Origin of the sequence: Myroides marinus, from assembly GCF_900109075.1 — a bacterium.
Classification (GTDB): domain Bacteria; phylum Bacteroidota; class Bacteroidia; order Flavobacteriales; family Flavobacteriaceae; genus Flavobacterium; species Flavobacterium marinum_A.
Window position 1 is genome coordinate 77,004 of sequence record NZ_FNYS01000005.1, and the last position, 13,577, is coordinate 90,580.

Below are 13,577 nucleotides of genomic sequence, written 5' to 3' on the forward strand. Positions count from 1 at the left end.
AGATTCTCAGACAAAAAGTAATTACTTTTTATCTTAATCCATTATACCCAATGCTTACTATAAAGGATAATAATACAAGATCTGTAGAACATTACTTTCAAGCATTTAATACTACTTGTATACCTTTATCTAAATATATACCTAAATCGTTTTATAAGAACCTTCTATAAAAACATAGTTAACTTACAATCACAACAAAACAGTCATTACTCCTCATCTCTAACATACTTAGACATAAATAATCCTAATATTAGACCGCTAATAAGCCCACCTATATGTGCTGCATTATCTATTCCCTCTGATAATCCCATCAATAGGTTAACTCCTATAAATGCACAGACAATGATTAAGAACCTTTTATCCATATCACGTGGTACATTCTTTCTTAATAAAGAAACTAGCAAGAAACCATATAACCCAAAGATAGCTCCTGAAGCCCCAACACTTATTGTAGCTTTATACCACCATATATTACACAAACTAGCAAATACACCAGAAATTAAATAGACTGCTGCATATCTAATACTTCCTAAGTACTTCTCTAGAAAGATACTTATGAATAATAGCCCTGCCATATTAACAAAGAGATGCATTAGCCCTCCGTGTAAGAAGATGTTAGTCAGTAACCTCCACCACTGCCCTTCTAATACTAGTGGGCGATAATTAGCTCCTATATCGAGTAAATCTTGGCTTCTTATAGAAACAGCTTCACCATAAGCAAACAGCATATAAATGAACAGGATAATATTCAGGTTAAGAATAATTGGGGTGACAAAGAAGCCCTTTTGTGGAACAAACAGATATAACAACTCGTTATTTCTCTTCGTTTTATTAGTCTTAAAATTTTGAAGTCTAGTTTTATGAAATTTAGGTTTGAGTAATAATATAAAAAATAATAAAATTCCTCCTCCTAAAGCAAGTAGTATCCACTTCAGAGTTACTTTATTTCTATTTTCAAAAGCCTCTGTATGTGCTTCAAAGAATAATACACCTCCTTCTATACTCTGACCTTTATTCTGTAATGCAGTTTGAAAATCTCTACGTTTACCCGTATTTCCTAATACTTCTAAAAACGTAAAGTCATTAAAGGTTTCATTAGAAAAATCAATTTCCACTCTCTTTAAAAACCTCCTATACTGATACTCTTTTTCACTTTGAGAACTTTTATTATCAATCGTCTTTGAATAGTTCTTTGCAAGCCAATACTTGTGATTTGATTCTAACTTAGTACTAAATCTTTTATGAATAGGCATAGCAACGTAAATATTCATATTGAAGTTATCATTGTGCCTACCTGATATAGATAATATTTCTTCTTTCGCTATATTATTCTTGTCTATATAATATTGACCTAGTGTGTAGTACTTAGTTTGCTTTTGATTAACTAACTGTGTCACATCTTCTAGATGAGTTAACTTTCCTGTAGAGGTAAGTAAGTAATTCTGTGTCATTATTGTCGTTCCCCACATCGTTATTATAGCTAACATAGCATATAGAAAATGATAATTTTCGTTCTTAAATTGCAATAACTTAATTCGTGGATATAAGAGCCAATATACAAGTACTGCTGCCAAGCCCATAGGTATCCAAAAAGATGTAATATCTTCCTTTATATCCACTCTTAACTGAATAGTTACCACCCAATTTAAAAGAGTATACCCCAATAAAAAGAAGAATACTATACCTACAAAAGGTAGAAATATCAATCGCATTTTCTCTAATAGTACTTTCATTGGTATTGAGTAAGTTAAATTAGGTTTTACAATAATAACCTTAATATCTCTGAAAAATTGTATCCCTTTTTTATTACCCTCATTTTGGATACACATCTCTTTAATTTGGAAACATTTGAGCTGAGCAAGTTTTAATTAAAGCCCTTAAATCTAGCGACATAAAAAGGCTAAAGTCATATTATCACATTAACTATCAACAGGATAAAGGTTAAAAAAAGTTTAAAGTTTTAGGCTGTTATTCATATCCTTTTAATTTTGTTATCACACCATTTAGTCCCTCCTTATAGGGACTTTTTTTTATACAACCATAACATTAACCTAAGACTTAAAACCATTTTTTTCAAAATGAGAAAATTCCTATTACCTATTGTTATCACCACAATAACAATCGTTATCTTATCTAGACTCTTCTATCTCCAAATAGTAGATGATACTTATATAAAGAAATCAGAAAACAATGCACTTAAAATAGTATATGAGTATCCTGAGCGAGGTTATGTATATGATAGGAATAATAAGTTACTGATCGCTAATCAACCTTCTTATGACATCATGGTCATCCCTAGAGAAGTTAAAAATATAGATACGTTAGCGCTGTGTAATCTACTTGATGTAACTAAAGAACAATTTATAACTAAGCTTGAAAAAGCAAAAGTATATAGCCCTCGCCTACCTTCTGTATTCTTATCAGAATTAAACAAAACAGAGTATGCCGCGTTCCAAGAGCAGATACACCACTTTAACGGTTTCTACATTCAGAAAAGATCTTTAAGAGACTACCAAGTTTCTTCAGGAGCCAATCTATATGGGTATATACGTCAAGTAAATGAGCAAAACATCAAAGCTAATCCCTACTATCGTTCTGGAGATTTAATAGGTATACAGGGAATAGAACAAGAATATGAAGAGATACTGAGGGGTACTAAAGGAGTTAAATATATACAGAGAGACCGATTTAACAGAGAGATAGGCTCGTTTAAAGAGGGAATCTATGATACAATAGCACAAAAAGGTGAAGATATTACGTTAACCATAGATACAGAGCTACAAGAGTATGGAGAATTACTAATGAAGAATAAACGAGGAGGAATCGTTGCGATAGAACCTAAAACAGGTGAAATATTAGCATTAGTCAATGCCCCTAGTTATGATCCAAATTTATTAGTAGGTCGTGAGCGCTCTAAGAATTATACTGAGTTATATAGAGATTCTCTAGCTAAACCACTTTATAATCGAGTACTGTCTGGAGAATACTCTCCTGGTTCTCCTTTTAAATTACTTACTGGACTAATTGGTCTACAAGAAGGTGTTATAGATACACATACTACATTTACGTGTAATAGAGGTTTTTATTACGGTAAAGGAGCTTGGATGGGATGTCACGATGTAGGTACTTGGAACTTAAATTCGGCAATAGCTAAGTCGTGTAACACTTACTTTGCTAATACTTATAAACGCATTATAGAGAAGTATAAAACACCAACAGAAGGAATTAATAAATGGAGTCAGCACCTTCACAGTTTTGGTTTAGGAGAATTTCTAGGTTATGATCTACCAGAAGGAAGAAAAGGTCATATTCCTGACTCAGATTATTACAACAGATGGTATCCTAATGGAGGATGGAAAAGTACAACGACTATTTCAAATGCTATAGGACAAGGAGAGGTTATTATGACACCTATGCAATTAGCGAACTTCGTAACTGCTATAGCAAACAAAGGATATTATTATACACCTCATATCATCAAAAATATAGAGCACCATAACATTGATAAAAAATTCACAACTAAGCATGTAACATCAATTGACTCACGTCATTTTGAACCTGTTATCAACGCTATGAATGATGTCTTTAATTTTGGTTCAGGAAGATCTGTAAAAGTACCTGGCTTAGAAATATGTGGAAAAACAGGAACAGTAGAGAATTTCACTAGAATAAATGGCAAGAGATACCAATTGACAGATCACTCCGTTTTCGTTGCATTTGCACCAAAAGACAATCCAAAAATAGCAATCGCTGTATTTATAGAGAATGGTTCTTGGGGAGCTACTTGGGCTGCTCCTATTACTAGTTTGATGTTACAAAAATACTTGTTACCTGAAATTGTCAGAAAAGATCTAGAGAAAAGAATGTTAGAAGGAAGTCTTCAAAAAGAATATGATAAAGTACTACAATTACATCATAAAAAAGACATACCAAAAACTACTTAAAAACACCATAAATAATTGTGATTAAGAGTATTTATGTCAGTATCTTGCAGTTAGAAAGAGAAATAATATAAGCACAGTAAATACTGGTTTATTGACCGTGATTTGTTGTGTACTAAACTTAATCAAAGGTAAAATGGACAAAAAATTAGTTGTGATTACAGGAGCTAGCTCTGGATTTGGAATGGAATTAGCAATAGAGTTTTCTAAAAGTGGACACCCACTGCTATTATTAGCGAGAAGACTAGAAAAAATGGAAGCATTAAACCTTCCTAACACAATGTGTAAGAGTGTGGATGTATCTGACAAGGCTGCCTTTGAAGGAGCTATCAGAGAAGCTGAGGCTGTATATGGCAAGACAGACTTACTAATCAACAATGCTGGAGTAATGCTATTAGGTGATATCGCTACACAAGATCCTAGCGAGTGGAAACAAATGCTAGATATCAATGTACTAGGTGTGATGAATGGGATGCAGGCAGTAATGACGGACATGAAGGAAAGACAAGGTGGTACTATCATTAACGTGTCTTCTATCGCAGGAGTACTTCCTTTTCACAATCACGCTGCTTACTGTGCTAGTAAATATGCTGTGAGAGGGCTTACACAAACTGCTCGTCTAGAGTTGAGTCCTTCTAATGTACGTGTAATCTCTGTAGAGCCAGGTGCTGTAGCAACTGAACTACTTAGTCATACGACTAGTGATGATATCAAAGATGGGTACAAAGAGTGGATGAAGAACTCTGGTGCTAACCGCATTCAGGCTATTGATGTGGCTCGTACTATTAAGTTCGCTTATGACTTGCCTCAGAGCGTTCTTTTAAGAGAACTAATTATCTCGGATACTAAGCAAGATGCTTAACATAATAAAAACCGCTTGTCATCATAATTAGATTACAAGCTGTTTTGTTATCTAGCAACTGGCTCTAATACAAAAGAGTATTCTGTTACTTTAATAAATCTGTTCTACTCTTAATATTTAAAACCTCATATATAATCTTTAGGTGATATTTGACTGTATTTTCTGATACAAACAAATCATTAGCTATTTCTTTATTTGTCTTTCCTTGTCTTACTAAAATAACTATTTCTTTTTGTCGATCAGTTAATAAATTCTCCTTTTCTACTCTTGTCACTTCTTCTTTACTAATAAGAGATTCGTAGTCTTGTCTAAGCCTCTCATTCTCCTTTGTGATACTTTTCTGTTTGACAATATTCCTTCTATACTTAACAAAATAAATCCCTGTAACAATAAGAACAAACCCTAAAAATACTTGTAAGACTTTCTCGATATATCTTTTCCTTTTTAATGAAGCATCTTCTTCTAGTAATTGCTTTTCTAAAGTATTTAAAGAACTACTTAAATTAACAGTATCAAACCTAGTAGCTAACACTAATACTAATTGGCTTGTTTCTAAACTTTTTCTTACCTCTCCTATTTGCTTATAATAAATTGCCATAAAACGATGCAATTGTATTAGTTCACTATTCCATTGGAACTGCTCTGCATAAGTCACTCCATTTTGATAACTATCTAGAACTTGATTGTGTTTACCTAAAAAAGCATAAGCTCTTAATAACTCTTTATAAACTACTGGTAAATACTGTGGATAATCTTTTTTAAGTATATCTATAGATTCCAAGAAACGACTCACAGCCTCTTGATAAACTTGCTTACCTTCTAAAGCTTCTATTCCTTTTAAAAATAGATATAAACCTAAATCACTTGCCTCTAATTGAGTTTGGTCAATCTTTAATAAATTTAATTCGTAGATAGCTTGTTTATACTCAAGTTTTTCACAGTAAGTAACTGCTTTTTCAAGTCCATACTTTCTTGTAATTTTATCTTTCTCCGTACTTTTTAAACCAAACAGAAAAGCTTCCTCTAGATTATCTAATGCTTCACTATAAATAGCTAACCTCTTAAATAGTTGATATCTCAAATAATAAGCATTGCTCTTATCTATATTTTCACTATTCTTATCAGAGATAATCCTATGCAACCTAACAATAGAGCTTTTATAGTCCAACGCTAAATTGTTTTGTTCTATTTCCTTAGCTAACTCCTTGTAATCAATAGTCTGACTAAAAACAGTTATACTAACAAAAAAGAACATCATAAACCAGATAATGTTTTTCATAATTATAGATCCTCTCTACTATTGACGTTTAATACTTTATAAATGTTTTTTAAATGGTATTTAACCGTATTCTCAGAAATATATAACTTCTCACCTATCTCCTTATTTGTTTTTCCTTGCTTGACTAATTCAACAATCTCTAATTGACGCTCAGTTAATTGTAACAGTTCACTGCTATATTGTTGAATATTAGGCTCAGATATAAAAGACATAATATTATTCCTTAACTGCTCATTTTCTAATCTTAGACACTCTTTTCTCTCTTTGGATTTTAGAATATATCTATAGAGTAAGAAGAAAATTATAATAACTATTATACAAATAACAATCATCACAACTACAGACACTAAATGCTCCTTTTTCTCTTGATCAATACGCTGATTATGTAACTTTGTCTCTAATACATTTAGGCGACCAATCGTGGTTCTCTCATCATATTCCTTAGATAATAAATTACATATCTCTTGTGTTATCACAGCATTTTCATAATCTTTTATTTGATTATAAAAGTAAGCCAAGTCATAATACATATTCAGAATATAGATATCCATATTATACTTCTTTGCATAATAAAGCCCTTGATCAAAACTTTTCAACGCTTTATCATACTGATTCATTTGTCTATATATATCTATTTTCTTCCTATACATTAACGGAAGATCTACAGGCTTTTCTTTTTCGAGTATTTCAATAGCATTATCCAAATATTCTATTGCTTTTTCAAAGTTCTCTTCCTTTGATTCAACAACTGCTAACACAGCTAAATAAAAAGCATGAGTATTAGGAGATATATGCTTTAAATCTTCTGATTTAATCTCTTCTAATATAGTATTAACTTCAGTAAACTTTAATTGATCAAAAGCTATAAAGAGCTTCTCTAACTTAACTTTTGAAATAATTACTTCTCTATAAACATCACTTTTAAGTCCTTCTTTAAGTGCTAAGTTTAAGTTAAGTTCCGCTTTATCATAGCTAAACAACCTCTTATAAGTAATGTATTTAAAAAAATAAGCTTGATACTTATCGTAGGCAGTAGCTTGTTTACTGCTAATAATTTCTTCTAATAATATAATAGTGTCATCATACTTGCCTACATTATTAAAAGAAGTAACCTTCTGAGATATTTCTTCAAAATTATAAGATTGAGAAAAACCTTTTCCTACAGATAGAAAAAGAAGAAGAAAAACAATTACTCTAAAAAACACTTTAGTCGGCATGACCATAAAATTAATTCGGGCAAAAATATCCAATTGCAAATTAAAAAAACAATAATCAATCAACAAAAAATCACATTCATTGACTATTTAACCTACAACTAAAACTAAATACAGGTCAAAAAGAGAATAAATAAATTATTTATATCCGCAATTCGTAATTAAACCACTAAACAAGATTTTAAATAGTTCAACTACAAAACCCAAAGAAAACCTAATAAAATACTGAAAATCAACAACAAAACAAACAAACTACCCGCGGGTAGCCAGCTTCTAAAATAGGCCTAACAAAGAACTACCCCCTTAACTACCTACCTAAAAATTTGTTTTGCTACAGCTGTTAACGAGTTTTGCGAACAGTAAATCATTATTAAAACAAATCAATATGAAAACAAAAACAGTCTTCTTGTTTTTGATGCTTTCTAGTCTATACACACTAGGACAAAGCAAAATTAGTGTAGCCTTTATTCCTATCACTTATGACTCTAACACCATCTCTGGATCAGATGCTGTTATTATACAAGAATCAATACTTAACTCATTTGTTGAGACCAAAAAATTCACAGTTGTAGATAGAGAAAAACTATCTGAAATAGAGAAAGAAAAAAAACTACAACGATCTGAAGCATTTATGGATAGTAACGATGTTATAACAGATGGTATTAGTAAAGGTGCTAGTTATCTTATCTCTCCAAGTATTCTAGGCCTGCGCCATACAAATACTAAAAAAGAGTGGGAAAGCATGTTACAGGTACAAATAAAAGTATTAAGTGTCTCTACTGGAGAGATTCTAGCGACTGCAAGTGTAAACAGCGACTTTATTAAACCTGACAAGATAGCTCTAGATGCGAGATCAAAATATGCTTCTAAAAAAGAAATTAGTGAAATGACTAATCGTCAAAATAGATTGCAAAAAGAACAAAAACACAAAGAAGATGCTTTCATACTTGCACTAGAACGTCTTAGTGACAATGTCAAGGTATTCACATCAAAACACTTCCCACTAACTATTGATATTGCCAATTGGGACGCTAAAAACAAAAATATTCTAACTATTGCTGCAGGATCAAATATAGGTATAATACCTGGCCAATTATTAGATATAATGAATATAACAGAAGTAACAATAGGAGATAAAACTGTACAAAGACGTCAAAAGGTTGCTACGGCATGTATCACTAAAGTAGATGACGCTTATTTCGCTGATGCAGTCATTTTAAACTCAGAAAAATCATTTAAAAAACTTCATGAAAGTAACGCCTCTTTTAAAGTAATAACTAGATAATTCAAAATTTAAAATCATGAAAAAAATTTATTTAACAGTAGTACTATTCTCATTATTATTAGGTAGTTGTGCAAAAAAAATGTACAGCCCTTATTCAGATTCTCAAGTAATTAATCATGCTACTCAAGGCTCTGTAACTCTAAAAGGTTATGGAGATGAAGTAGATGGTAAAAAGCAAAAATCAAAAGAAGATGCCGTAAGAATGGCTCATAAAAAAGCAATACAACAACTACTATATTTCGGATTTGTTGGTACTGACTTTAAAAATCCAATTATACGTGAAGGTATCAGTGTAGAGAATAAACATAAAGCATTCTTTGATAAATTCTGGAATGGGGGTTACGAACACTTTGTAACTAATTCTAAAGATGAGTTTTATGACTGTGTAGAAAAAAGTAATTGTGTTAGTGCTGTATCAGTCTTTACTTTAAACTACAATATGCTAAGGCAAGAGTTAGAAAAAAATAATATAATTAATAAAATTGGTTTCTAATGAGAATATTTCAAACTCATTATATAACCCAGCTAGTAGTTCTACTAATGATATTTATTATCAGTAGCTCTACATTAGCACAAGCTCCAAGTATTGCTGGTACAAGGAGTGACGAATCAGTTAGAGCTGCTGCTAAGATAATGGTTATTCCTTATAATAAACAAAACGAAGATATTCGAACTGTATTAGACGAGAACCCTTACATTAGAACAGCTGTTTCTAAAGTAAAAGAAGCCTTTGACCAACGTGGTTGGTCAACGGTTGACTTTGTTGCCAATTTAAGAGCTGCACAAGCTAATGCTGCATTCACAGTAGATAGACAATCTAATTTTAAATCTGACCTTTTAACCACATCTGGAGCGGACTTTTATGTACAGGTAGATGTTCAATTAACAACTGATGAAACAGGTACAAATACTGTATTAAACTTAACTGCATTTGAGACTCATACAGGGGCAAGTTTTTCAAATAAGACTGGTACAAGTAAATTTGTAAGTAATGACTATGAAAAACTAATTTCGAAAGCATTTGATCGTATTCAAGAAGAATTCTTAAATACCTTAATGGTCAAAACAGATGAAATTCGTGAAATAGGTAGAGCTACAATAGTAGAGTTTAACTTAGATGAAAACGCAACTATTGACTTTGATAGTGCTCTAGATTCTGGTGAGTATCTTAATGAATTAATAGAAGATTGGATATCTACAAATGCTTATAAGGGAAGAGCTAATCTAACAGGTATCTTAGATAATAAAATGCTCTTTGATGAAGTAAGAATTCCTCTTTATGATCAAGAAACAAATAAACCATATAATCTAAACCGTTTCGCTACTGAAGTTATAAGATATCTTAGATCTAAAGGAGTGCAAGCTTCAAGAAATATACATGGCCAAAAGATGTATGTAACTATTAAACAATAATGATGAACTATAAAATAAGTGCTTTACTAATTACCCTTTTATGTCTGTGGTCTACTATTATTTTTGGACAGAAAAAAACATATAAAGCAAATTATGTAATAGATATACCGATAGAGAATCAAGTAGCTAGCATATCTCAATATGAATATCTAACTAATATTTTAAAAGAGAACTACACTGGTGGTAATCTATTTTCAAATCAGAGTCCTTATGTACTTATCCCATCAATTAAAATTATTAGTGAACAAGTTGCTGGTGAAGTACAAATAGTAAAAGTTATAAAAATAGAGATAGGATTAGTCACTCAAGGTAAGAATGATAACTTTACTTTTAAAAGATTTAAGCAATCTTACATTATAACAGCAGAAAACAGATCTATTGCAATCGATAAAGCCTTGGATAGAGTTAATAATGAACAAAAACTTGCTACTTTTTTTGAACAGAGCAACCAAAAGATACTTGAATTTTATGAATCAAATTGTAGTAATGTTTTAAACACAGTAAAGGTAAATATTGAGCGTAAAGAATACCTCAAAGCATTTGACTTTCTACGCTATGTTCCTGAACCAACAACTTGTTTTCAAGAATCTGAAAAACTAATAACTAAGATATATGCTGACTCCAAAGAAGAAAGTTGTAGAATATTAGTTCAAAAAGCACTTAGTGAGGAAGCTCAGAGAAATTATACTAAAGCGTTATATTACTTACAATTTATCGATACAGGTACTACTTGTTATAGCTCAGCTACATCTTTAGTAAATAAAATTAGCGAACGAATTGATGCTTCTGTCTTACGTGACTTTGAAATGGAAAAGCTTAAGTTCAGTAAATTAACTGATTTACAAAAAATAGAAATAATAGCTAGAGAAGCTAATTCTATTGACTTAACAATAAACGACTAATGAATTGATTTGTTTACTAAATAATGTGATCGTAATTAGGGATACTCATGTACCTTAGTTACGATTTTTTTGTTACAAACTTATCGCATAGGCTATAAATAACACTAAATGTGAGATACTAGCAATATTTAATATGAGATATCTATTCTGTTTAAAGGACTCTAATATTACTAGTGATATGAAAGGTAGGTACAGTAAAACTACAACTAACCAATCTTTAAAACTCAAAACTAACAATCCATATAGAAACAACAGTACCACATAAGCCACATTAATGATATCTATAGCTTTTTTGCCTTTATACAGACTTCTACCAACATTCAACAGTAAAAAAGGTAATCCAGTACCTAAAAAGTAAAAAAACACTCTCATTCCCTTTCCTCCTTCTTTCAATAAAAAAGGGTAAATAATTACCAGTGCAATAGGTAATAAAGTAAAATAATAGAGTCTTAATCTTCTTTCCATACTCTTATTGATTGATTTTAGCTTTTAGATATAATTCATTACTAAAACTAATCAAATTTTTATTAAAAACATCGCATATTGAACTTAATATATTATTAGTACTAAAAATTATCAACCTTTTACCTCTATCATAAAGCAAGCTATCAAACTCTTCGATTAGAAAATTATTAATGTTATATACTAATCCCCTATTTATATAGTTATTAGTACTAATAAGAACTAAATTTGAATTAAAGATTACCTTGAAAAAGATTATTACAAATAGACTTTACCTAATTCCCTTCACTGTAGAACTATGTGAAGAGTTACTTAATAACAACATTAGTATATTAGCACAGTATGGACTAGAACCTTCTCTAGGTTGGCCAGATACAGATATGGTAGAAACTTTGCCTCGTATTCTAATCAACTTAAAGAAAGTACCTGCTCCTACAGGTTTTGAGTCTTGGTTAATTGTAAATAAAGAGAACAATACTATCATAGGTGATATTGGCTTTAAAGGAGTACCTAATATCGGGGGAGTCATAGATATCGGCTACGGGGTTGTGGTACAAGAACGTCAAAAAGGCTATGCGAGCGAGGCTGCTGAAGGATTGATCCACTGGGCTTTTACGCAGCCTTATGTAAAGAGCATTACTGCTCAATCTCTTACTGATAATATAGGATCTGCCAAAACTCTAGAGCGATTAGGTTTTAATAGAACAGGGTTATTAGGGAACTTCATTCAATGGAGGTTGTTTAAGAAAATATAAATAATATGATAAAACAGATTATATATACTCTATTTATTACTTTACTTATTAGTAGCTGTACTAATAGTAAGAGATATATAAAACTGACTAATAAAGAGATAGTTGAGTTAATAAAACAAGATGCCTTAAATAACAAAGTTTGTAAAATACTATCTCCTAAAGGAGAGGTCATTGATTACAAACAAGCTGTTAGTTACTCTCCTTCTAAATACTATGTAGATAGATACTTAGACACTAAAAATGATTCTATCATCTTAAGATTTAGAAAAATTAAAAACACAGATATTACATTCAATAAAACGCTACAGTTATACCATACTTATGGCACTTATGCTGATACAATAAATGCTAAAATGAATATTGATTGTAATCAGTTAGATAGACTTCTAAGTGAAGCCTCTTTAAAAGATAAAGAAAATAGACTTAGTGGTACAATAGATCCCAAAGTAGATGCTTTAAATCAGAGATTGTTATTTAATATCTTCAACTCATGTGACTTTCATTCTTCTATAAAGAACAAACAAGAAAGTAGTCACAATGCCTTAACTATACTACTACATGCTAATAGTGAGTATCAAAAAAAATACTTACTCCAAATCAAAAAAGCAGTAAAACTAGGTTATCTTGAGTCTAAACACTTAGCTTATCTCTATGATAAAATAGCTGTAGGTGATAATCAACCTCAGAAGTATGGTACACAGTCTACAATAGATAAAGATGGCAACACAATATTACTACCTCCCTACGATAACTTAGACAAAGTAAATAAACGAAGAACTAAACTAGGTTTACCTCCTATAACTAAATAATATCAAAAAAAACAACCATAAGTAATCCTTATGGTTGTGACGTTCAAAAAACAACTTATACAAATGAAAAAAAGTTTATTTTAAACATTGCTTTTTCTGCGAATCATAATATAAGATGGCTTACCAAATGGAGCCATCATAGACTGCTCTTCTACTTTAAATCCCCACTGTTCTAATGATGGAATAAGTGGATCCGATTGTAATACCTCTGTCCATATTGCGTCATAGTTACGCACTAAAGACAAGCTCTTATTCCACAGAGAATCTCTCACCTCTGCGTTATTATGATCCGCACTAATATAAAAAGGAGCATAATTAATTACTTTTAAATCTTTTAGTATTTCTGGACTAGGCGTTTGTTTTATCAATACATATCCTACAGGTTCTTCTTTAACAAAGACTGATAACATCTGAGTGCTTAGATTATTTAATTCTAAGATAGCCTCTTTCGCATCGAGTTGCGTAGTTATATAATTAGTAAGATTATCTGCGTTTACCGTTTCTTGATACTGCTGAGTATATTGAGTCTTGCGAAGACTAAACAAATGTCTAAGTCCTTCTTCTGATGCTATTGTAAATTTTGATATAATATCCATGGTATTCTATTTTATTACTTATACAAATATAGAATTCCATTAGATATAGGTATCGGTAC

At 31.1% G+C, this 13,577-nt stretch carries 13 protein-coding genes; 8 read left to right on the forward strand and 5 right to left on the reverse strand.

Translation table 11 applies throughout. The features are described 5' to 3' along the window. Nucleotides 1–206: 206 nt before the first annotated feature. Nucleotides 207–1,733 (reverse strand): rhomboid family intramembrane serine protease, encoded by a 1,527-nt coding sequence (locus BMX53_RS07285; protein ID WP_167357241.1) that lies wholly within the window; start codon nt 1,731–1,733, stop codon nt 207–209. Between the two features lie 345 nt (nt 1,734–2,078). Here BMX53_RS07285 and mrdA point away from each other — a divergent pair, with 345 nt between their 5' ends. Together mrdA and BMX53_RS07295 are read left to right on the forward strand one after the other, a co-directional pair. Further along, complete coding sequence (mrdA, locus tag BMX53_RS07290; protein ID WP_063176909.1) at nt 2,079–3,944, forward strand: penicillin-binding protein 2; 1,866 nt, start codon at nt 2,079–2,081, stop codon at nt 3,942–3,944. A 133-nt stretch (nt 3,945–4,077) separates the two neighbouring features. After that, on the forward strand, nt 4,078–4,803 hold the full coding sequence (locus BMX53_RS07295; protein ID WP_063176910.1) for an SDR family oxidoreductase: 726 nt from the start codon (nt 4,078–4,080) through the stop codon (nt 4,801–4,803). An 85-nt stretch (nt 4,804–4,888) separates the two neighbouring features. Here BMX53_RS07295 and BMX53_RS07300 read toward each other — a convergent pair whose 3' ends face one another. After that, on the reverse strand, nt 4,889–6,082 hold the full coding sequence (locus BMX53_RS07300; protein ID WP_074745416.1) for a LuxR C-terminal-related transcriptional regulator: 1,194 nt from the start codon (nt 6,080–6,082) through the stop codon (nt 4,889–4,891). 2 nt (nt 6,083–6,084) lie between these two features. Continuing rightward, nucleotides 6,085–7,287 (reverse strand): LuxR C-terminal-related transcriptional regulator, encoded by a 1,203-nt coding sequence (locus BMX53_RS19180; RefSeq protein WP_208597251.1) that lies wholly within the window; start codon nt 7,285–7,287, stop codon nt 6,085–6,087. A 394-nt stretch (nt 7,288–7,681) separates the two neighbouring features. Here BMX53_RS19180 and BMX53_RS07310 point away from each other — a divergent pair, with 394 nt between their 5' ends. The 4 genes from BMX53_RS07310 to BMX53_RS07325 are packed head-to-tail and all read left to right on the forward strand — an operon-like array spanning nt 7,682 to nt 10,896. Then, complete coding sequence (locus BMX53_RS07310) at nt 7,682–8,581, forward strand: CsgG/HfaB family protein (protein ID WP_074745420.1); 900 nt, start codon at nt 7,682–7,684, stop codon at nt 8,579–8,581. 16 nt (nt 8,582–8,597) lie between these two features. Then, nucleotides 8,598–9,074, forward strand: coding sequence for a hypothetical protein (locus BMX53_RS07315; RefSeq protein WP_074745422.1), 477 nt, complete (start codon nt 8,598–8,600; stop codon nt 9,072–9,074). Then, nucleotides 9,074–9,994 carry a DUF6175 family protein gene (locus BMX53_RS07320; RefSeq protein WP_063259227.1) on the forward strand — a complete coding sequence of 307 codons (921 nt, stop codon included), beginning with the start codon at nt 9,074–9,076 and terminating at the stop codon, nt 9,992–9,994. The genes BMX53_RS07315 and BMX53_RS07320 overlap by 1 nt, the downstream gene beginning before the upstream one ends. Next, complete coding sequence (locus tag BMX53_RS07325) at nt 9,994–10,896, forward strand: hypothetical protein (protein WP_074745424.1); 903 nt, start codon at nt 9,994–9,996, stop codon at nt 10,894–10,896. The genes BMX53_RS07320 and BMX53_RS07325 overlap by 1 nt, the downstream gene beginning before the upstream one ends. Nucleotides 10,897–10,968: 72 nt before the next feature. Here the strand turns inward: BMX53_RS07325 and BMX53_RS07330 are convergent, their stop codons facing one another. After that, entirely contained in the window at nt 10,969–11,361 is a 393-nt protein-coding gene (locus tag BMX53_RS07330) for a hypothetical protein (RefSeq protein WP_074745426.1), read from the reverse strand. Between the two features lie 242 nt (nt 11,362–11,603). On the opposite strand from BMX53_RS07330, the gene BMX53_RS07335 reads away from it, so the two are divergent. Together BMX53_RS07335 and BMX53_RS07340 are read left to right on the forward strand one after the other, a co-directional pair. Continuing rightward, on the forward strand, nt 11,604–12,113 hold the full coding sequence (locus BMX53_RS07335; protein WP_242651414.1) for a GNAT family N-acetyltransferase: 510 nt from the start codon (nt 11,604–11,606) through the stop codon (nt 12,111–12,113). A 5-nt stretch (nt 12,114–12,118) separates the two neighbouring features. Beyond that, nucleotides 12,119–12,922, forward strand: a complete 804-nt coding sequence (locus BMX53_RS07340) for a DUF6624 domain-containing protein (RefSeq protein WP_074745428.1) — start codon at nt 12,119–12,121, stop codon at nt 12,920–12,922. Nucleotides 12,923–13,002: 80 nt separating this feature from the next. Here the strand turns inward: BMX53_RS07340 and BMX53_RS07345 are convergent, their stop codons facing one another. Next, nucleotides 13,003–13,518: a hypothetical protein gene (locus BMX53_RS07345; RefSeq protein ID WP_063176919.1), complete on the reverse strand. Its 516-nt coding sequence runs from the start codon at nt 13,516–13,518 to the stop codon at nt 13,003–13,005. Nucleotides 13,519–13,577: the final 59 nt, after the last annotated feature.

Coding starts and splice junctions, on each gene's coding strand:
- BMX53_RS07345 (WP_063176919.1), bottom strand. CDS start 13,518: ATGGATATTATATCAAAATTTACAATAGCATCAGAAGAAGGACTTAGA.
- BMX53_RS07340 (WP_074745428.1), top strand. CDS start 12,119: ATGATAAAACAGATTATATATACTCTATTTATTACTTTACTTATTAGT.
- BMX53_RS07300 (WP_074745416.1), bottom strand. CDS start 6,082: ATGAAAAACATTATCTGGTTTATGATGTTCTTTTTTGTTAGTATAACT.
- mrdA (WP_063176909.1), top strand. CDS start 2,079: ATGAGAAAATTCCTATTACCTATTGTTATCACCACAATAACAATCGTT.
- BMX53_RS07330 (WP_074745426.1), bottom strand. CDS start 11,361: ATGGAAAGAAGATTAAGACTCTATTATTTTACTTTATTACCTATTGCA.
- BMX53_RS07295 (WP_063176910.1), top strand. CDS start 4,078: ATGGACAAAAAATTAGTTGTGATTACAGGAGCTAGCTCTGGATTTGGA.
- BMX53_RS07310 (WP_074745420.1), top strand. CDS start 7,682: ATGAAAACAAAAACAGTCTTCTTGTTTTTGATGCTTTCTAGTCTATAC.
- BMX53_RS07325 (WP_074745424.1), top strand. CDS start 9,994: ATGATGAACTATAAAATAAGTGCTTTACTAATTACCCTTTTATGTCTG.
- BMX53_RS07315 (WP_074745422.1), top strand. CDS start 8,598: ATGAAAAAAATTTATTTAACAGTAGTACTATTCTCATTATTATTAGGT.
- BMX53_RS07285 (WP_167357241.1), bottom strand. CDS start 1,733: ATGAAAGTACTATTAGAGAAAATGCGATTGATATTTCTACCTTTTGTA.
- BMX53_RS07320 (WP_063259227.1), top strand. CDS start 9,074: ATGAGAATATTTCAAACTCATTATATAACCCAGCTAGTAGTTCTACTA.